The 16815-nt window shown below is 50.8% G+C and carries 21 protein-coding genes and 2 pseudogenes; 11 read left to right on the forward strand and 12 right to left on the reverse strand.

What is annotated here, in order from left to right; genetic code table 11:
• Positions 1-23: 23 nt before the first annotated feature.
• Genes ACLH1I_RS25575 through ACLH1I_RS25600 form a run of 6 tightly spaced genes read right to left on the reverse strand, consistent with a single transcriptional unit; the run spans position 24 to position 2247 of the window.
• The gene (locus ACLH1I_RS25575) at positions 24-227 is read right to left on the reverse strand and encodes a hypothetical protein (RefSeq protein WP_004197809.1); all 204 of its coding nucleotides are present in this window, start codon (positions 225-227) and stop codon (positions 24-26) included.
• Positions 228-240: 13 nt separating this feature from the next.
• Complete coding sequence (locus ACLH1I_RS25580; RefSeq protein ID WP_004197808.1) at positions 241-444, reverse strand: HHA domain-containing protein; 204 nt, start codon at positions 442-444, stop codon at positions 241-243.
• Between the two features lie 33 nt (positions 445-477).
• A complete protein-coding gene (locus ACLH1I_RS25585) occupies positions 478-846 on the reverse strand; it encodes a hypothetical protein (protein ID WP_004197807.1) in 369 nt (122 codons plus the stop codon).
• Between the two features lie 43 nt (positions 847-889).
• Entirely contained in the window at positions 890-1384 is a 495-nt protein-coding gene (locus ACLH1I_RS25590; protein WP_020805591.1) for a hypothetical protein, read from the reverse strand.
• A 30-nt stretch (positions 1385-1414) separates the two neighbouring features.
• Entirely contained in the window at positions 1415-1990 is a 576-nt protein-coding gene (locus tag ACLH1I_RS25595; RefSeq protein WP_032431384.1) for a hypothetical protein, read from the reverse strand.
• Entirely contained in the window at positions 1978-2247 is a 270-nt protein-coding gene (locus ACLH1I_RS25600) for a hypothetical protein (protein WP_047718101.1), read from the reverse strand. The genes ACLH1I_RS25595 and ACLH1I_RS25600 overlap by 13 nt, the downstream gene beginning before the upstream one ends.
• A 436-nt stretch (positions 2248-2683) precedes the next feature.
• Between ACLH1I_RS25600 and ACLH1I_RS25605 the strand changes: the two genes are divergently transcribed.
• On the forward strand, positions 2684-3373 hold the full coding sequence (locus ACLH1I_RS25605) for an RES family NAD+ phosphorylase (protein WP_020315560.1): 690 nt from the start codon (positions 2684-2686) through the stop codon (positions 3371-3373).
• 31 nt (positions 3374-3404) lie between these two features.
• Here the strand turns inward: ACLH1I_RS25605 and ACLH1I_RS25610 are convergent, their stop codons facing one another.
• The gene (locus tag ACLH1I_RS25610; RefSeq protein ID WP_004193995.1) at positions 3405-4094 is read right to left on the reverse strand and encodes a hypothetical protein; all 690 of its coding nucleotides are present in this window, start codon (positions 4092-4094) and stop codon (positions 3405-3407) included.
• A 139-nt stretch (positions 4095-4233) separates the two neighbouring features.
• On the opposite strand from ACLH1I_RS25610, the pseudogene ACLH1I_RS25615 reads away from it, so the two are divergent.
• The 4 genes and pseudogenes from ACLH1I_RS25615 to ACLH1I_RS25630 all read left to right on the forward strand — a co-directional run.
• Positions 4234-4479, forward strand: a pseudogene (locus ACLH1I_RS25615) (hypothetical protein); the annotation flags it as partial.
• A gap of 143 nt (positions 4480-4622) precedes the next feature.
• Complete coding sequence (locus tag ACLH1I_RS25620; protein ID WP_040119804.1) at positions 4623-4973, forward strand: hypothetical protein; 351 nt, start codon at positions 4623-4625, stop codon at positions 4971-4973.
• A gap of 50 nt (positions 4974-5023) precedes the next feature.
• A complete protein-coding gene (locus tag ACLH1I_RS25625; protein ID WP_000129823.1) occupies positions 5024-5767 on the forward strand; it encodes a hypothetical protein in 744 nt (247 codons plus the stop codon).
• Positions 5764-6540, forward strand: a complete 777-nt coding sequence (locus ACLH1I_RS25630) for a site-specific integrase (RefSeq protein ID WP_000015958.1) — start codon at positions 5764-5766, stop codon at positions 6538-6540. The genes ACLH1I_RS25625 and ACLH1I_RS25630 overlap by 4 nt, the downstream gene beginning before the upstream one ends.
• Before the next feature lie 57 nt (positions 6541-6597).
• Here ACLH1I_RS25630 and ACLH1I_RS25635 read toward each other — a convergent pair whose 3' ends face one another.
• Together ACLH1I_RS25635 and ACLH1I_RS25640 are read right to left on the reverse strand one after the other, a co-directional pair.
• The gene (locus ACLH1I_RS25635; RefSeq protein ID WP_000764642.1) at positions 6598-6855 is read right to left on the reverse strand and encodes a hypothetical protein; all 258 of its coding nucleotides are present in this window, start codon (positions 6853-6855) and stop codon (positions 6598-6600) included.
• Positions 6856-6983: 128 nt separating this feature from the next.
• Complete coding sequence (locus ACLH1I_RS25640) at positions 6984-7088, reverse strand: hypothetical protein (RefSeq protein WP_032409716.1); 105 nt, start codon at positions 7086-7088, stop codon at positions 6984-6986.
• Between the two features lie 534 nt (positions 7089-7622).
• Here ACLH1I_RS25640 and ACLH1I_RS25645 point away from each other — a divergent pair.
• A complete protein-coding gene (locus tag ACLH1I_RS25645) occupies positions 7623-8489 on the forward strand; it encodes a replication initiation protein (RefSeq protein WP_004118283.1) in 867 nt (288 codons plus the stop codon).
• A gap of 356 nt (positions 8490-8845) precedes the next feature.
• Here the strand turns inward: ACLH1I_RS25645 and ACLH1I_RS25650 are convergent, their stop codons facing one another.
• Positions 8846-9115 (reverse strand): hypothetical protein, encoded by a 270-nt coding sequence (locus ACLH1I_RS25650; protein ID WP_000339857.1) that lies wholly within the window; start codon positions 9113-9115, stop codon positions 8846-8848.
• 415 nt (positions 9116-9530) lie between these two features.
• Between ACLH1I_RS25650 and ACLH1I_RS25655 the strand changes: the two genes are divergently transcribed.
• Complete coding sequence (locus tag ACLH1I_RS25655; RefSeq protein WP_000368714.1) at positions 9531-10736, forward strand: AAA family ATPase; 1206 nt, start codon at positions 9531-9533, stop codon at positions 10734-10736.
• Complete coding sequence (locus ACLH1I_RS25660) at positions 10736-11710, forward strand: ParB family protein (RefSeq protein ID WP_000064120.1); 975 nt, start codon at positions 10736-10738, stop codon at positions 11708-11710. Before ACLH1I_RS25655 ends, ACLH1I_RS25660 begins: the two co-directional genes overlap by 1 nt.
• Before the next feature lie 81 nt (positions 11711-11791).
• On the opposite strand, the gene ACLH1I_RS25665 is transcribed toward ACLH1I_RS25660, so the two are convergent.
• Positions 11792-13063, reverse strand: a complete 1272-nt coding sequence (locus ACLH1I_RS25665) for a Y-family DNA polymerase (RefSeq protein WP_004118291.1) — start codon at positions 13061-13063, stop codon at positions 11792-11794.
• Positions 13063-13494 (reverse strand): translesion error-prone DNA polymerase V autoproteolytic subunit, encoded by a 432-nt coding sequence (gene umuD / locus ACLH1I_RS25670; RefSeq protein ID WP_040119803.1) that lies wholly within the window; start codon positions 13492-13494, stop codon positions 13063-13065. Before umuD ends, ACLH1I_RS25665 begins: the two co-directional genes overlap by 1 nt.
• Positions 13495-13899: 405 nt before the next feature.
• On the opposite strand from umuD, the gene ltrA reads away from it, so the two are divergent.
• The 3 genes and pseudogenes from ltrA to ACLH1I_RS25685 form a co-directional block, all read left to right on the forward strand.
• Complete coding sequence (ltrA, locus tag ACLH1I_RS25675) at positions 13900-15387, forward strand: group II intron reverse transcriptase/maturase (protein WP_160863065.1); 1488 nt, start codon at positions 13900-13902, stop codon at positions 15385-15387.
• A gap of 151 nt (positions 15388-15538) precedes the next feature.
• A protein-coding gene (locus tag ACLH1I_RS25680) for an IS1-like element IS1X3 family transposase (protein ID WP_225865406.1) occupies positions 15539-16236 on the forward strand; the annotation gives its coding sequence in 2 pieces (ribosomal slippage) (positions 15539-15788 and positions 15788-16236; 699 coding nt in all).
• 9 nt (positions 16237-16245) lie between these two features.
• Positions 16246-16554 (forward strand): annotated as a pseudogene (locus tag ACLH1I_RS25685) (replication initiation protein); the annotation flags it as partial.
• Between the last annotated feature and the right edge of the window lie 261 nt (positions 16555-16815).

Here is a 16815-nt window from a genome sequence, read left to right on the forward strand (position 1 = left end):
AAGGCGCGGGAATAAAATCCCATTCAGACGCCGGATAGATTCAAGCAAGCCAACTTGTCGTCAAAATCGGTGTTGCAAAAACGGGAGTGACCATAGATTCCGTTTTCTGAGGCGACCCCTATCTGGATAGCAACCTGTTTTAGCTCAGGAGGGAGGTGTTCCAGATTGATATGATTATCACCCGAAATGTCATCATCCGGACTTTCGAAGAGCCAGCCGTAACTCATAAGGTCTCCTGTTCTATTTCACAAATTTCCAGACACCTGACGGTACCCGGTCATACAACTTTCCCATCGTCATCTCCGCCAGCCGGTGATCAACCGCGGCATTGAAATGCTCAAGCTCATCATCTGACAGAGAATATTTATTTTTTTCTATAATCCTTTCCAGGGTTTCCTTCGATGTACAGCGCCGTAGTCGTAAAATCCATTCCTGTTTCGTCATTGGTTTTTTATATCCTTAGGTGTCCCGGTAGTTTCATTTTGGAAGAAGCTTTCCTTTCAGCCAGTTATGAGTGAACCATTTTGCATATATGATGTAACCCACAAAAGTTAAGAGTGCGGACAGACTATATATCCGGAGAACAGGTACCACGTGATGAAAACGTATCATCTGACCGGATTCATCTGCCAGACTCATTAATACATTGCTGTATGTTTCAGTCTGAAAAAACTCGTAGTAAGGTACCATCACAACATGAAGAAAAAATAAATTAAGCAGATACGTCAGAGAAAACGCGTGTTCCTGCCCGTTATAGGGCGCATACTGCGCAAAGGCGAACATCCATCCGGTGAAAAGCAGAAAACACATCGTTAAATACACCACCACCCATATCGCTGTTTTCATCACTGCCCCTCAGTTATATAATTTTTCTGTAACGCAAATTTCTTCAGGCGTTATGGCCCGTGCCGTTCTGCTTCAGATAATCACTGATGCTCAGGCCGGACAAGCGAATTTTATCAGAAATCTCCCTGAACTGCTCCTCCCAGCCGTCCTGCAGCTCCCTGATTGCCGCGATCTGGAAAGCAACACTGAAAGGCGTTCTGCCCAGTTTCTCGGAAAGCCAGAACAGATGCCTGCCAATCTCTTCGTCCGGTACCGAATCGAGCGCATCACTCAGTAAGGTTTTTTCGTCTTCCTGCCAGGGATGACCGGCTCGCGGAAAACGCGGATCAGGCTGGCGGTCTTTTTTCTCCCTTTTTTCCCGTCTGGCAACGGTCGGCGCATCGCCTTTTTTCAAGCCGACGCGCGCTTTCATGGCGCCGATAGCGGCGACGGCCAGTACCAGCGTTTCACGCTCCTGGCGCGTGAGCAGGCTGTCCTCGCAAATCAGGGTGTTCAGGTTATCGATCAGCTTATTCAGCCCGGGTTCAGTGACTTTCATTTTATGCTCATATTCCTTGTGTGGTGGCGATCAGTCCCGGCTCTCATTCACCTGGACGGTGACCGGCAGGCCTGCATCAAAACAGGCCTGATACCAGCTGGCCACCTGCAGGGGATCGCCCTCTTTTATCCGGCGTATGCCGCCGGCATCCGTCAGCTGCAGGCAGGTGGTACCGTCCAGACGGATCACGTAGGCCGCTTCCCTGATGGTGTAATGGCCGTCATCCAGCTGCAGCTCCACCGCGTCACCGGCAGCCGTCTGGCGTAACGGCAGACGCCGGACGTCGGTCAGTCGTTGTCGTGCCGTTTCAGCCTCGCGTTCTGCCTGGAAGAGCGGTTCTGCAATGCCGCGACCGGCCTCCGTCAGCTCGACGGCCAGCTGCAGGTTCGGCGCGCGCAGGGTGCGCAGCCAGCCCGCGGCTTCCATGCGCCGGCAGGAGGCGCGCAGGTTCGGTCCGTACACCGGGGCGTCCCCGCCCTGCTCCAGCACCCGCTCGATATCCCGCGTCGCCACCGGCCCCGGACGTTTCGCATCGAGGGCGGCCAGCACAATCAGTACCCGTCGCTGCAGCGGCGACGGCCTGCGGGAGGTTGTTACTGCTGCCATGAACGTTGTTCTGCTGTGGGAGCGCGCAGGAGCATTCCGGTGAGGCGCAGATGGTCCCTGTCGGCGACGTCTTCCGGGGCACGGCCCGCCATCGCCAGGTGGTACCAGAGTTCGATCGCGCTGCGTGCCCAGGCAATCTCCGCATCGGCATCATTGCAGTCCGCACGGTTTGCCCGTTCAAGACACGCGTTAATAAAATCTTCCGTGTCGCCAAGCATGGTTTCATAACTCAGGTGAAAGAATACTTTCTCATCCATCCTGCACGCTCCGTCTGGTTATGTGATTAAAGAAGATAAATCATATCATATATGATTTATTACTCATCATTTAAACATCATATCAGATATTATTATGCGGTTAATGATAAATATCATATCAAGTATGATTTTGTGAGTGTGACTTAATTATCATATCACTTACCGGTTTCCCGCCGTGCAGATCCGAAAATTGTCTTAAGCGGATCCGCACGTCTTCTTTTATGAATGGTAGTCCCCCTATACCGTAATTTTTCTGCCCCTCTGTGCATTACAAGCCGTTGTTTAACATTCTCAATCGTTTATGCTTTGAGGGTCTGTCAGCACAGCGACAGATACATCGTCCAGCCGGGCATTCTGTCCGGGGGACAAAACATCAAAACGATGGAGATTAAGCCTATGGCTTATGTTAATCCTTATATGAAAGGTGGTGGAAAATATGAGTTCAAAATCAGGGGTAAACCCAAACGACGAAGTTAATCAGACTGTTGAAACTTCTCTAAATGCAGGCATGAATGAACAGGACGTGGCATCTCTCGATAAAATCGGGAAGTTACAGGACGAACAGCTCCAGCGGTGCGGAATGACTGTGCCATCAGGAACTGAGGTGTTCCGGCTTCAGCTCGGTAGTCACGGCGGAAGCAGTGTCTTTTTCAATCGTAATGGCGAGGATTGCCGTTACAGTCTTAATGATGGTGAGAATGGCTCTATGTACGTGGCCAAAACTCCCGACACGGCAATGAAGGAAGTTTTTCAGCATAAAACAGGGCTCAGGGAATCAGATCTCGATAATTACATAATGGGTACAGTAGTCATTGAGAAAGATATTCGGGTCCTTCAGGTCAGTAAGCTGATTAAATGCAGTGATTTAAGGTTGAATGATGTAACAACTTCAACACGTGCAGTGACTCATCAACTGGCTGAAAAAGTTCATTCAGCAGGGTTTGATGGAATGGAGTTTCCGTCAAATGTCACCAGTGACCCATGCCTTGTGCTATGGCATGACGATCCGGCCGGAACCGGGATGGCCATAACCCGGAGCCAGACAAGTCTCAGTCAGTTTGAGTATCAGGGTAAGGAAGCGGCAGATATTCTTGTTTATGACCTGGGAATTCCTGTTGAGGAATAATTGATAAAGGGGGGGCAAGCACCCCCTTTCATTAAACGGCGTTCTGTGTGCCATAGTTGCGAGCCAGCCGGCGTAATTCATTCATCACTTTTTCATCCGGATTGCCTTTCAGAACCTCGGCGACGGTAAACGAACGCCCTGCAGGGTTCAGCCCATCCAGGACAGTATTTCTCTGTTCCATAAAGAAAGAATACTTCATTCGGTCACTGAAGCTGCTCAGCATAGTCAGCAGTTCGGCCACACCCCGGAGCACGCCTTTGTCCGAGATCCCTTCCTCATCAGTAAACTGAAACACCGGGTAGTAAAACTCACCGTCAATATCAAGAGCAAGTAACTGATCGGTATCTTTCCAGGTTTTAACTGTGGGTTTACTCTTGCCCACCATTTCTGCAGCTTTAGCTGAGGTGTAAACCCCGCCGTCATTTTCCAGTCTCTGAAGGAAAAGGGCCTTACTGTGTAAACGTCGCTGCTGACGTTTTTTTTCAGGCGTCAGGCTGTTAACTGCGCGATTTTCAAGTAACTTCAGGATGACATCCATGGTAAAAACCGCATCGGTATTCCCCATACTTTCAGGAGCAATCGGTGTTTTACCTGACCGAACTTCCTCTACCAGATCCTGAAAAAAATTCTCAAGACGCTCTGCAGCAATGCTGTTGTCCAAAAAATTATGCATAGTGGAGGAACGATCATTACCGTTTCGTTTTTGAGTTGATGTGTTCATAAAACCTCCTTTTCGATTTCATGCTTTATAGACTACGTTAAATCGTTAAGTTGTGCAAGTTTTGTTCTCACCCCACCTTTTATAGTTTTTAACTATTGATTATTGAATTTTCTTCGGTATTAATTATTTCGTCATTTGAGATCCGAAAAAAGGTTGTTCCGGATCTGCTTCAGCCCCGCCGGGGCGCAGCGGCCCGGAAACACAAGATGTAGCGGTGTTTCCAGCTGTCAGTGACCATATATGTTGTGCCCCTCCCCTGCCCCGTGACCGGCCGCTCACCACCCTGAAAGGGCGCTGTGGTTATTCCGTGTGCGTGGTACACTTCCGGAAACTGTGGAATAACATAAAAGTCGGATCCGGCCAGAGCGGCCGTCCGGTAATTTAATTACGTTGTTATATGGCTGCTTATTATTTTAGTATGTGAAAATCACTCTCGTGAAAGTCACTGTCGCGACAGAGTGGCACTCATCTGACGATGATTGAGGTGTGGTAAAATTGCACGGCTAACTATTCAACTGAGGAAAGGACATGTTTACTGCATTCAATGAGAGAAATGATTTCAGTTATGCTTTTGAAAAAATCCGTAATGCGATTTCCGCGCCAGGAGAAAATAATCTTTATGCTGCAACAGAATTAGGTCTTGGCATTCTGCTCCGTAAATACGAGCCGTTTCGCCAGGAACTGGATGCGGCCGGTGAGCTGGGAAACTGGGAATATGATCTCGATACCTACAATCACTGTATTGCGGTGCTGCAACGTTACTTCACCGGCAATCCATCCGGACTGACAGAACGTGATGCCCGGATTTACAGCCATTACCTGCAGACTGAGCACAAAAGGTTTGTGAAACTGGCTGAAGAGCTGGCTGCCGGCCGCTGACTACGGACAGAGGGCGGGATTTCTCAGGAATATAAAGGGGTAAATGATCAATGACTGATATACAGGCCGCAACTGAGAGTATAGTTGCTGCGACATCCCATCCGGTTTCCGTACAGCTGATTAATCAAGGGGCGGGGATCTGGGGAAACGTGGCAACCGGGCTTATCACTGGCCTGCTTACTGGGGGTATAACACTCACTGGCATCTGGCTGACACATTATTTCACGCTTAAGCGTGAGAGACAGGCGTCAGAAGATAAAATGAAAAAGGAACTGCATTACATTGCCACCGAGTTGGTATTCATGCTTGAACGGTATGCTGAGGGTTGTTTCCGGGTTGTGACGGATGACGGCCAGGATGATGATGCCCCCCAGCCTGAGAGAAAAGCTGTCACGAATTACCCTGAACTGAATCTGATCGATGTCTCCGGTGACTGGCGGACTTTAGAGCCACGTCTTATGTATCGCATCCGTGAACTGCCGGTGCTCCAGGATGAGGCCCACAGGGCAATTGCATATGCCGCCGAATACTCCGACCCTCCTTGGCATAAGGACTATTTCAGGGAACGGCAGTATCAGTTCACGCGCTTGGGCATCAACGCTGTCATTCTTGCCGTCCGTCTGCGCAAGGCAACCGGGATGCCCGAAACACGTCTTACAGGTCATGATGAATGGTCTGCAGTTTCCGTGTTTCGTAAAGTCTGGAGGCGCGAAAGAGCCCTGCGCGCTGCTGAAGCTACCCGCAACAGGGAGTGGAATCAATTAGTGATACCTGATGGAATGTCAAACCAATGAGCGGCCTCTTATCATATTCTCACCCGCAGCAGCCGGCGCAAATGCCGGTGGCCATTGACTATCCCGCCGCGCTGGCCCTGCGCCAGATGGCGCTCGTTCAAGATGAACTACCGAAATACCTGCTGGCACCGGAAGTCAGCGCCCTGCTCCATTATGTGCCCGATTTGCACCGCAAGATGCTGCTGGCAACCCTCTGGAACACCGGCGCACGTATCAACGAGGCGCTGGCGCTGACCCGGGGGGATTTTTCGCTGGTGCCACCGTATCCGTTCGTGCAGCTGGCCACGCTTAAGCAGCGCACCGAAAAAGCGGCCAGGACAGCCGGCCGAGCTCCCGCCGGTAGCCAGGCTCATCGTCTGGTTCCGCTTTCCGATCACCACTACGTCAGCCAGTTGCAGATGATGGTGGCCACCCTGAAAATTCCGCTGGAAAGACGCAACAAGCGTACCGGCAGAACAGAGAAAGCCCGCATCTGGGACATCACCGACCGGACAGTACGGACCTGGATTGGCGAAGCGGTTGAAGCGGCCGCCGTCGACGGGGTGACATTCTCGGTGCCGGTCACCCCGCATACGTTCCGCCACTCCTACGCGATGCATATGCTGTATGCCGGCATACCACTGAAGGTTTTGCAGAGCCTGATGGGCCACAAATCGATTAGCTCGACGGAAGTCTATACGAAGGTGTTCGCACTTGATGTTGCTGCGCGGCATCGAGTTCAGTTTCAGATGCCCGAAGCGGATGCGGTAGCCATGCTGAAAGGGAATATTTAAGTACTTAGGAGAATGATGCTGGCGAACGTCCTGCTCGCCGGGGAGGTCTGTCAGACGTTATCTGGACCAGCTGACGGGAATATCTGCTCTGTATTCCTCATACTGCTCATAGATCGCATGCTGAAGCATCGTAATACGTTCTGACAACCTGTTGGCGTCCGACATATGCCGCCATTCCCCCTCAATAGTGGTTTTCTGTCCATCCGGGAGATTGAGCGTGATCAATACCTTTGTATCACGAATAATCACCCCGTCAGTGAAAGAATTAAGACCACTCCTTACGGTATTATCTATCTGTATAGTTTCAAGTTTCATCTTGTTACCTCCTGTTGACCGGATCCCAAGCATAGATATCTGAATTCAAATTGCCTAGTGAAATGTCTGGATATGCCGCATTTTTCCCCTTATACAGCGAAGCTGGCCAAAGGCCAGCCCGCTTGGATTTATCGCTTTTGCCAGTAGATCAGCATGGCAAGGAACAGGATTGTTGCCCCCTGAGAAGCGGTCAGGAAAGTTTCCAGCAATGACATTATCGTAAAACTCCGCATTATTAATTTCAGGTGTGTGATTCAGGGGCCTTAGTCCCCCTTTTACAGGACGTAGTGTTCTGTCACGACGGAAGCCAGGGTTAATAAAAACGATTCGAATATGTCTGCAGGGACGATAGAAATCTTCGTGCGGGTTGTCTCGCTGTAGCCGGCTCTGGAGAGCGACTCGGGGGAGGAGTAGTATCTTCCGGCCACGGATATGATCGAGCCAGCAGTGCTCGCCGCAGTCGAGCGACAGGGCGAAGCCCCGAGTGAGCGAGGAAGCACCAGGGAACAAAACTTATAAATTCTGCTTACGCTCAATGCCTGAAAAATCACCTCCCCTCGGGGTTATCCACTTATCCACGGGCATATTTTTATAAAGTACTTTTTTATTCTTTTTCTTTATTTTACATCTTTTAGGGAGCCTGAAAGCCGCGTACAGTGCGGCCTGAGAGGGGGCCTGTATGGGCAACTGGTAAACATAATATGGGAAATTAATCACGTATCAGTGGGTTTTGTGTCAACAAGCTATGGGATACGCATCAACAAGCTATGGGAAAGAGGTCAAGTTCAGTTCTCAATTATCCACTTGTGGATAAAGTGCAGATTTTTCCGGTGGATAAGTATCGCGATAGCTTGCAATTTCTGTTTTCACTGTCATTATGGGTGGGTAAAAATTTACCCATAGGCATTGAAATGGATACTCAAGCACTCTTGCCAGCTACTAAAACGTTTAAAAAACGCGCCAGTATAAAGCAATCTAACGAATTGACCGAAGCTGCATATTACCTGCCTCTTCAGGCAAAACGTGTGCTGTGGTTATGCCTCATGCAGGCCTATTTTAATGACAGCCAGGAAGATGACTCTGACGTATTGCCGCTCTTCAAAATCAGCGTTTCCGATTACGTCAAATACTTCAATGTCGCTACGTCTGTCGCCAGTCGTGATGTGAAGGCTGGGGTAAATGCTCTGGGCGAATCAACGGTTACCTTTTATCCAAAAGAAGGTGAGTTTGAAGAAGTTAAACGTCCGTGGCTGGCTGAAGCAGGAATGAAGCGAGGCCGGGGTTCCTGGCAGATTGAATTTAACTACAAGGTCATGCCATTCCTGGTCGGCTTAACCTCCCAGTTCACTACCTATTCTCTCTATGACTGTGGCCAGCTTAATAGTGTTCGTGTCATCCGGCTTTATGAAAGCCTGTGTCAGTTCCGGAGCACTGGTGTCTGGATCACCACACATGACTGGTTATGTGAAAGGTTTATGCTCCCTGCCTCGCAGAAAAACAATATTGCTGAAATGAAGCGTACCTTCCTGGAACCTGCTCTGAAGAAAATTAATGAGAAGACGCCATTAAAGGTAACATATACCACTGAAGAAGATGGTCGCTTGCTGTTTAATTTTCTTGATAAAAAACAATAGTCTGTAATTTTTATTTCCTCCCCCCTTAGTTTGTTGCTGACATATGGGGGGATACTGAACTTGCTGTGTTTCCCATAGTGCTTGCCTAACTTGACCTGTTTCCCGCAATCGCGGCTGTCTGCGTAGTTGACCTGTTTCCCACAGTCCGGGCCGTCTGCGGAGTTGACCTGTTTCCCACAGTCCCGGTCGTCTGCAAAGTTGACCTGTTTCCCACAGTCCCGGCCGTCTGCAAAGTTGACCTGTTTCCCACAGTCCGGGCCGTACGCGGAGTTGACCTGTTTCCCACACTCCCGACCGTCCGAGAAGTTGACCTGTTTCCCATAGTCCGGGCCGTCCGAGAAGCTGACCTGTTTCCCTTAGTCCGGGCCGTCCGCGAAGTTGACCTGTTCCCCACACTCCCGGCCGCCCGCGAAGTTGACCTGTTTCCCACAGTCCGGGCCGTCTGCAAAGTTGACCTGTTTCCCACAGTCCCGGCCGCCCGCGAAGTTGACCTGTTTCCCATAATCCGGGCCGTCCGCGAAGTTGACCTGTTCCCCACACTCCCGGCCGCCCGTGAAGTTGACCTGTTTCCCATAGTCCGGGCCGTCCGCGAAGTTGACCTGTTTCCCATAGTCCGGAGCGTCCATTAAAGTTGACCTGTTTCCCACAGAGGATGGAAAACTCTTCTTGTGCTGAGCGTAAGAGCTATCTGCCGGAACGGTTCCTCTTCGCTTCCTCGCCAGTTCGCTCGCTACGCTCGGTTACATGGCTGCGGCGAGCGCTGATACATAAGGCTCAGCATTGCACTGGTCGTAACTAAAATCAGAATCCTTCTGAATGACTCTCCTGTCTTGCAAGTTGAATACCTTTCTCAAAGCCCTTTTGTATGAGTTGCTGTTGATGGTCAAAAGTGCGTCTGCGTGTTGCTGCAGTGTGATTTAGTAGCACGCCCGTCGAGCTTCATCCCCCTTCTGTTGAGAGCGAAATCAAAACAATATGATTTTTTTTCTTGCAACATGACACTTTTTGTTCAAAATGACAAAAAACGTCATGAGGTGATAAATGGACAATATTGAGCAGTTACGGAAAGTCGCTACACGTGCAGGTAAGCTTCTGACATCTTTGAGCGAAAGTATCCGACAGCAAAAAGAGGAATTGAAGCTTACCGAGTTCTATCAGGAATACAGCAAAGCCGCTCTGTATAAGCTGCCTAAGCTCAGTAAAGGCAGTGTTGAGTATGCTGTGTCCGAAATGGAAGCCGGTGGCTACATTTTTAAAAAGAAACCTTCTGGTAATACGATGAAATACGCGATGACGATTCAGAATGTCATCGATCTGTATAACCATCGTAAAGTACCGAAGTACAGGGATCGCTTCGATAAAGCCTTTACGATTTTTGTATGTAATCTTAAAGGTGGTGGTTCCAAGACAGTTTCTACCGCTTCATTATCACATGCTTTTCGAGCTCATCCTCAGCTTCTGTTCGAAGACCTGCGTATTCTGGCCATCGATTTCGATCCGCAGGCATCTCTGACAATGTTCCTGAGCCATGAGAATTCAGTGGGCTTGGTTGAAAATACGGCTGCTCAGGCCATGCTCCAGAACGTGTCTCGTGAAGAATTACTTTCCGATTTTATAGTACCGTCTATTATCCCTGGTGTTGATGTAATCCCCGCTTCCATTGACGATGCATTCCTTGCTGAAGGCTGGAAGGGATTGTGTGAAGAACATCTGCCAGGGAAAAATATTCATGCGGTGCTTAAAGAGAACATTATCGACAAGCTCCAGCATGACTACGACTTTATTTTCCTTGATAGTGGTCCTCACCTTGATGCGTTCCTGAAAAACTGCATTGGGGCGGCAGACCTGATGTTGACCCCTCTTCCACCGGCGACGGTTGATTTTCATTCTTCCCTGAAGTTTGTGGCCAGCCTCCCTGCCCTCATAGATTCCATCGAAATGGATGGGCACACCTGCAATCTCATCGGTAATGTCGGCTTCATGTCCAAGATCCTGAACAAGTCTGATCACAAAATTTGCCATAGTCAGGCCAAAGAGGTTTTCGGTGCCGATATGCTAGACATGGTTCTGCCAAGACTGGATGGTTTCGAACGTTGTGGGGAGACTTTTGACACAGTTATTTCAGCAAATCCAGCAACCTATGATGGAAGTACAGAGGCACTAAAAAGCGCAAAATCAGCAGCGGAAGACTTTGCGAAGGCAGTCTTTGATCGCATCGAGTTCATTCGTACTAACGGAGGTATGTGATGTCGAATGAGAAAAGAAAAACCATCGGCAGACAGTTAAATACTCAGGCGTCAATGCTCGAAATGGCTGACACCGGTAGAAGTCAGGTATTTACCTTAAAAACCGGCAGGAAGGTAACGTTCAGGTTTGTTCGGGTGCCTGCATCTGAAGTTGAAAGTAAGACCTTCGTAAACCAGGAAAACAATGGAAGAGATCAACTTGCACTGACCAGGGAGTCTCTGAAATCCATTATCCAGACGATTAAGTTTCAGCAGTTCTTTCCCTGTATTGGTATTAAGCAAAGTGAAAGGATTGAGATACTGGATGGTTCAAGACGGCGAGCCTCAGCAATTTTTGTCCGTACAGGCCTTGATGTAATGGTTACCGAAGAACATTTATCAGCTGATGAAGCTCGCCAACTGGCTAAAGATATCCAGACAGCTAAAGAACATAATCTTCGGGAGATTGGTCTGAGATTGATCGCTCTTAAAGAGTCCGGATTTAATCAAAAGGAAATTGCTGAACTGGAGGGATTATCTCAGGCTAAAGTTACCAGGGCGCTGCAGGCGGCGGCCGTACCGCAAGACTTAATTTCTCTGTTCCCGGTTCAGTCGGAGCTATCGTTTAGTGATTATAAACTTCTTTTAGAAGTTAATGAAAAACTCGGTGAAAAGGGATTAACGCCTGAAGAACTCATTCAGTCTGTATCAGCTCAGCTCGATGCAATTTTGAGTGATGGCGAGCGACCAGAAGACGAACAGAAAGCCAGTATTCTGAAGCTGATTTCTCAGGCATCTCAGGCATTGATAGATCCATCTCCCAAGGAAAAGTCAGTGGTTTCCCCACTCTGGTCTTTTGAAGAAAAGGACAAGTTCGCGCGTAAGCGTGTGAAAGGGCGCACGCTGACTTATGAGTTTAGCCGTATGTCAAAAGTGATTCAGGATGAACTGGACAAGGCTATCAACGAAGTCCTTGACAGAAATTTGAGTCAATAATTTCGCCATGGCGATTTCACATCTAACTTATTGTAATTAGGCAGTTTAGGTTGAGAATTTCACGGTGAAATCGCCATAGTTTCACGCCAGTTTCGCTGCAGGAATATCTGACCATCGTGTCGTATAAGCAGGAGAAAGCATCTCCCGTTTCATCTGCCATTCCGGGGCCATACCCCGCCCCGCAAACCATACTTTACCCAGCCCTGAGTTGTTGATCCCGTCCAGAACCCTCATCAGCTCAGCACTGTGAGGGCGTGGCGGGCGTTCGTCGAACAGTTGCAGCTGCGAAACTCCGGAGCCGGTGAAGTCATTCAGCATAACTCCGGCTTTGGCATACCGGTGCCCATCCCTCCAGATACGCTCCAGAGCCGTTGTAGCGGCTGCAATGATGTCCCTGGTGTCCTGAGTGGGTGTAAGAAGTTTTTCCGTAGCCACGTTGCCGTAGTAAGGCTCTTTAATGGCGAACGGAGACGTTTTGATGAAAACGGAAATATGCCGGCAATACTGGTGCTCTTTACGCAGTTTTTCAGAGGCCCGCTCTGCGTGCTGACAGATAGCCTGACGGAGTGACTCGTACTCCGTGATCTTCACGCCAAAACTGCGGCTGCAGACAATTTGCTGTTTCGTCGGAGGGGCTTCCTCAAGCGAAAGGCAGCTTTCCCCGTTCAGTTCCCGTACCGTTCGCTCAAGGACGACAGAAAAATTTTTGCGGATGAAGGCCGGGTTCGTCAGAGCCAGATCGAGCGCGGTTTTTATGCCCAGCACATTTAGCTTGCGTGCAATACGGTTACCCACCCCCCAGATTTCTTCAACCGGCTGCAGTGAAAGCAGTTTCCGCGTCCTTTGCGGATTTCCCCTGGTCAGAGCGAGTACGCCATGAAACTGTTTCCACTCTTTTGAGGCCCACTGGGCTGATTTTGCGAGGGTTTTCGTTGGTCCGGCGCCCACGCCAATGGTCAGGCGGGTACAGTCATACACCTGCTGACGCAGCTGCCGGGCGAAGTCCTCAAGCCCCATACAGTGCTCCACGCCGGTCAGGTCGAGGAACATCTCATCAATTGAATACTGTTCCACCCTGGGGGCCAGTTCCTCCAGGCAGTTCATCACGCGCGCCGATATCGAGGCGTAAAGTTCATAATTACTTGAAAACGCATATATTTTTTCCGGGTATCTTTCGTTTTTTATCTGAAACCACGGAGTTCCCATTTTGATCCAGGGCTTCGCCTCGGCACTGCGAGCGATTACATTCCCGTCGTTGTTGCTCAGGACGACTATCGGCTTTCCTTTCAAATCCGGGCGGAAAACACGTTCACAGCTGGCATAGAAGCTGTTCACATCGGCCAGGGCAAACATCAGTACATCTCCCTCGGGCGGTGGATGATATGCGTGACGACGCCAAAGATATCCAGCTCGTCGGGATCAGGATAAATCGGCGACCAGGAGGCATTCATGGGCTGCAGCGTCAGTCGCGGCGTCAGCAGAAGCCGTTTCACCGTAAACTCCCCCTGCATGCTGGCGACAACGATATCGCCGTGCCGCGGCTTTTCAGCACTGTCCACAACCAGCAGATCGCCATTGTACAGACTGCCGTCGGCCATGCTGTCTCTGCTGGCACGCAGGTAGTACGTCGCGCTCGGATGCCGTATGCAGTAATCATGGAGATCCAGATCGGACTCGACATAGTCAGCAGCAGGGCTGGGAAAACCGCAGCTGGCCAGATCGGCAAACAATGGATGGGCCTGTGGCGGGAGTTCTTTCCCGGTGCTGAAAAGTTGTAGTTTCATCTTTCCTCCTGACACTCTAATTTTACTGGTTATACATACAGTGTTCGCCGGGAGACCGGTAGAGATCAAGGGGTGAAAGTCCCCGACCATTGAAGGACCAGCAATCCACAAGGTCCCCGAGTCATGCGTTGCATACCGCGAGGTATGGGGCGAAGCGTTGACAGGGGTGTTGACAGGCCAGCCATTGAGCCACGAAATGTATATTAAATTACCGGGTGCCGACGTTGTACTGTTAACGGAAGGCAACATCATAGGGTGCGATACTGCGAGTGCCACATGGACCCGGCGGGGTCTGAGACCCTGGCATGTCAATACGATCTCTACGCGGGAACCGGGAGATCTCCCCTCTGACCATCTGCCAGTGTCGGAGACGGCCCGCACCGGGAAGACGAGGAGTCATAGCCGGTGATGTACGGAGAGGAGAAGTCGGACTCGCTCATAGTAGCGGCGAAGCAGGCGAACAACCCGAAAGGAGCGGAGTCAGTGGAGCGAAGGAGCGGGGCCAAGGGGAACGCGGAACAGCCACACATGCGCCGGACACAGAGCCGGGAAAGCATGTCACAGAGGCTGTCACGCGTGCGGGAAGCTGCGAAGCAGCGGAAGAAAGAACGGTTTACAGCATTGTTCCACCTGCTGACAGTCGAAGCACTGGAAGCCGCATTCCTCTCCCTGAGCAGGAAAGCGGCCGCCGGAGTGGATGGCATCAGGTGGATGGACTACGCCGGAAACATGAAGAACAACATAACAGATCTGCACCGGAGGCTACATCAGGGCAGCTACAGGGCGCAGCCCGGCAGGCGTCACTACATCCCAAAAGCGGATGGAAAACAACGCCCGCTCGGCATCGCCTCGCTGGAGGACAAGATCGTCCAGTATGCGCTGGTGAAAATCCTGAACGCAGTCTATGAAAACGACTTTATGGGGTTCTCATACGGGTTCAGACCCGGGCGAAGCCAGCACGATGCACTGGACGCACTGGCCACAGGGCTGGTACGCACTAACGTAAACTGGGTACTGGATGCCGACATCAGTCAGTTCTTCGACAGGGTGAGCCACGAATGGCTGATCAGGTTCACAGAGCATCGGATCGGCGACCGGAGCGTAATCAGGCTCATACGTAAGTGGCTCACAGCCGGGACGTTGGAGGAGGGTCAATGGCGAGCAACGGAGGAAGGCACCCCACAGGGTGCGGTCATCTCACCGCTGCTGGCAAACATATACCTCCACTACGTCTTCGATCTGTGGGCGCATCAGTGGCGACGTCGCTATGCCACAGGCAATGTGGTAATGGTCAGATACGCCGATGACATCGTCATCGGGTTCGACAAACGATACGATGCCCGGCGCTTCCGTATAGCCATGCAGCGCAGACTGAGGGAGTTCGGACTCACGGTTCACCCGGAGAAAACCCGTCTGATGGAGTTCGGCCGCTTCGCTGCCGAAAACCGTGCCATCAGGGGAAAAGGCAAACCAGAAACGTTCAACTTCCTCGGGTTCACGCACATCAGCGGGAAAGATCGCAACGGCAGGTTCATGCTGATACGAAAGACCCGCCGGGATCGGATGACGGCAACTCTGAAAGCCATCAAAGACGGTCTGCGAAGGCGCTGGCATTACTCAATCCCCGAACAGGGAAAATGGCTCAGGAGAGTGGTTCAGGGATACCTGAACTATCACTCGGTACCGGGCAACTTCCCCACCATGCAGAAGTTCAGGACACACGTAACAAACCTCTGGCGCCGGGCGCTCAGGCGCAGGAGCCAGAAGGATGATACGACCTGGACGAAAGCAAACAAACTGGCAGCCGCATGGCTACCAGGGGTTCGGGTTCTTCATCCATGGCCTGTGGAGCGGTTCACCGCCAGACACCCGAGGCAGGAGCCCGGTGCGTAAATCGCGCACGCCGGGATCTGTGCGGGGGGTATCCGGTAACGGGTATCCCTACCGCGACATATTTAACAGCGTGACGATAATCCAGATCGCCTGCCGGATAATGGTGCCAACTTACTGATTTAGTGTACGATGGTGTCTTTGAGGTGCTCCAGTGGCTTCCATCTCCATCAGTTGTCCCTCCTGCTCAGCTACTGAAGGCGTGGTGCGTAACGGTAAAAGTACTGCCGGACATCAGCGCTATCTCTGCTCTCACTGCCGTAAAACATGGCAGCTACAGTTCACTTACACCGCCTCTCAGCCCGGTACGCACCAGAAAATCATTGATATGGCCATGAATGGCGTTGGATGCCGGGCAACCGCCCGCATTATGGGCGTTGGCCTCAACACGATTTTACGTCACTTAAAAAACTCAGACCGCAGTCGGTAACCTCACGCATACAACCGGGCAGTGACGTCATTGTCTGCGCGGAAATGGACGAACAGTGGGGCTACGTCGGGGCTAAATCACGTCAGCGCTGGTTATTTTACGCCTATGGCAGGATGTGCAGGACGGTGGTGGCACGCGTCTTTGGTGAGCGTATTCTGGCCACGCTGGAGCGTCTTCCGGGCCTGCTGTCGGCCTTTGAGGTCGTGGTATGGATGACGGATGGCTGGCCGCTGTATGAATCCCGCCTGAAGGGAGAACTGCACGTTATCAGCAAGCGATATACGCAGCGAATTGAGCGGCATAACCAGAATCTGAGGCAGCATCTGGCAAGGCTGGGCAGGAAGTCACTGTCGTTCTCAAAATCGGTGGCGCTGCATGACAAAGTCATCGGGCATTATCTGAACATAAAACACTATCAGTAAGTTGGAGTCATTACCAACCAGTTCACCACCTACTCGCTCCGCGATTGTGGCAGTCTTCGAAATCCCCGGACGATCCGCCTTTATGAAAGTCTTGCTCAATTCAAATCTTCAGGCTTATGGGTTACTACTCATGCTTGGTTAAATGACCGTTTCGTCTTACCGGAATCCCAGCAGAAGAACTTGGCAGAGTTGAAACGATCTTTCCTTGATCCTGCACTCAAGCAGATAAATGAGAAAACACCTTTACTTGCTAAGTATAGTATTGATGATTCAGGAAAATTTCTGTTCTCAATAATTGATAAGCAAAATCCCGTCTGACATAAATCAGCACACATGAGCCTGTCATTTGACAAATTTTTGTCATGAAGATGGGCGGATTTCCACACAGCACCGGCGCCCGGTAAGGTGGGCGGATTCCCACACGGCACCGGCGCCCGGTAAGGTGGGCGGATTCCCACACGGCACCGGGGCACTGTTGCAAATAGTCGGTGGTGATAAACTTATCATCCCCTTTTGCTGATGGAGCTGCACATGAACCCATTCAAAGGCCGGCATTTTCAGCGTGACATCATTCTGTGG

This window comes from Klebsiella sp. 1SOBk10mer (genome assembly GCF_046602535.1).
Lineage (GTDB): Bacteria > Pseudomonadota > Gammaproteobacteria > Enterobacterales > Enterobacteriaceae > Klebsiella > Klebsiella quasipneumoniae.

Coding starts and splice junctions, on each gene's coding strand:
- ACLH1I_RS25575 (WP_004197809.1), bottom strand. CDS start 227: ATGAGTTACGGCTGGCTCTTCGAAAGTCCGGATGATGACATTTCGGGT.
- ACLH1I_RS25580 (WP_004197808.1), bottom strand. CDS start 444: ATGACGAAACAGGAATGGATTTTACGACTACGGCGCTGTACATCGAAG.
- ACLH1I_RS25585 (WP_004197807.1), bottom strand. CDS start 846: ATGAAAACAGCGATATGGGTGGTGGTGTATTTAACGATGTGTTTTCTG.
- ACLH1I_RS25590 (WP_020805591.1), bottom strand. CDS start 1,384: ATGAAAGTCACTGAACCCGGGCTGAATAAGCTGATCGATAACCTGAAC.
- ACLH1I_RS25595 (WP_032431384.1), bottom strand. CDS start 1,990: ATGGCAGCAGTAACAACCTCCCGCAGGCCGTCGCCGCTGCAGCGACGG.
- ACLH1I_RS25600 (WP_047718101.1), bottom strand. CDS start 2,247: ATGGATGAGAAAGTATTCTTTCACCTGAGTTATGAAACCATGCTTGGC.
- ACLH1I_RS25605 (WP_020315560.1), top strand. CDS start 2,684: ATGAGTTCAAAATCAGGGGTAAACCCAAACGACGAAGTTAATCAGACT.
- ACLH1I_RS25610 (WP_004193995.1), bottom strand. CDS start 4,094: ATGAACACATCAACTCAAAAACGAAACGGTAATGATCGTTCCTCCACT.
- ACLH1I_RS25620 (WP_040119804.1), top strand. CDS start 4,623: ATGTTTACTGCATTCAATGAGAGAAATGATTTCAGTTATGCTTTTGAA.
- ACLH1I_RS25625 (WP_000129823.1), top strand. CDS start 5,024: ATGACTGATATACAGGCCGCAACTGAGAGTATAGTTGCTGCGACATCC.
- ACLH1I_RS25630 (WP_000015958.1), top strand. CDS start 5,764: ATGAGCGGCCTCTTATCATATTCTCACCCGCAGCAGCCGGCGCAAATG.
- ACLH1I_RS25635 (WP_000764642.1), bottom strand. CDS start 6,855: ATGAAACTTGAAACTATACAGATAGATAATACCGTAAGGAGTGGTCTT.
- ACLH1I_RS25640 (WP_032409716.1), bottom strand. CDS start 7,088: ATGCGGAGTTTTACGATAATGTCATTGCTGGAAACTTTCCTGACCGCT.
- ACLH1I_RS25645 (WP_004118283.1), top strand. CDS start 7,623: ATGGGAAAGAGGTCAAGTTCAGTTCTCAATTATCCACTTGTGGATAAA.
- ACLH1I_RS25650 (WP_000339857.1), bottom strand. CDS start 9,115: ATGGACGCTCCGGACTATGGGAAACAGGTCAACTTCGCGGACGGCCCG.
- ACLH1I_RS25655 (WP_000368714.1), top strand. CDS start 9,531: ATGGACAATATTGAGCAGTTACGGAAAGTCGCTACACGTGCAGGTAAG.
- ACLH1I_RS25660 (WP_000064120.1), top strand. CDS start 10,736: ATGTCGAATGAGAAAAGAAAAACCATCGGCAGACAGTTAAATACTCAG.
- ACLH1I_RS25665 (WP_004118291.1), bottom strand. CDS start 13,063: ATGTTTGCCCTGGCCGATGTGAACAGCTTCTATGCCAGCTGTGAACGT.
- umuD (WP_040119803.1), bottom strand. CDS start 13,494: ATGAAACTACAACTTTTCAGCACCGGGAAAGAACTCCCGCCACAGGCC.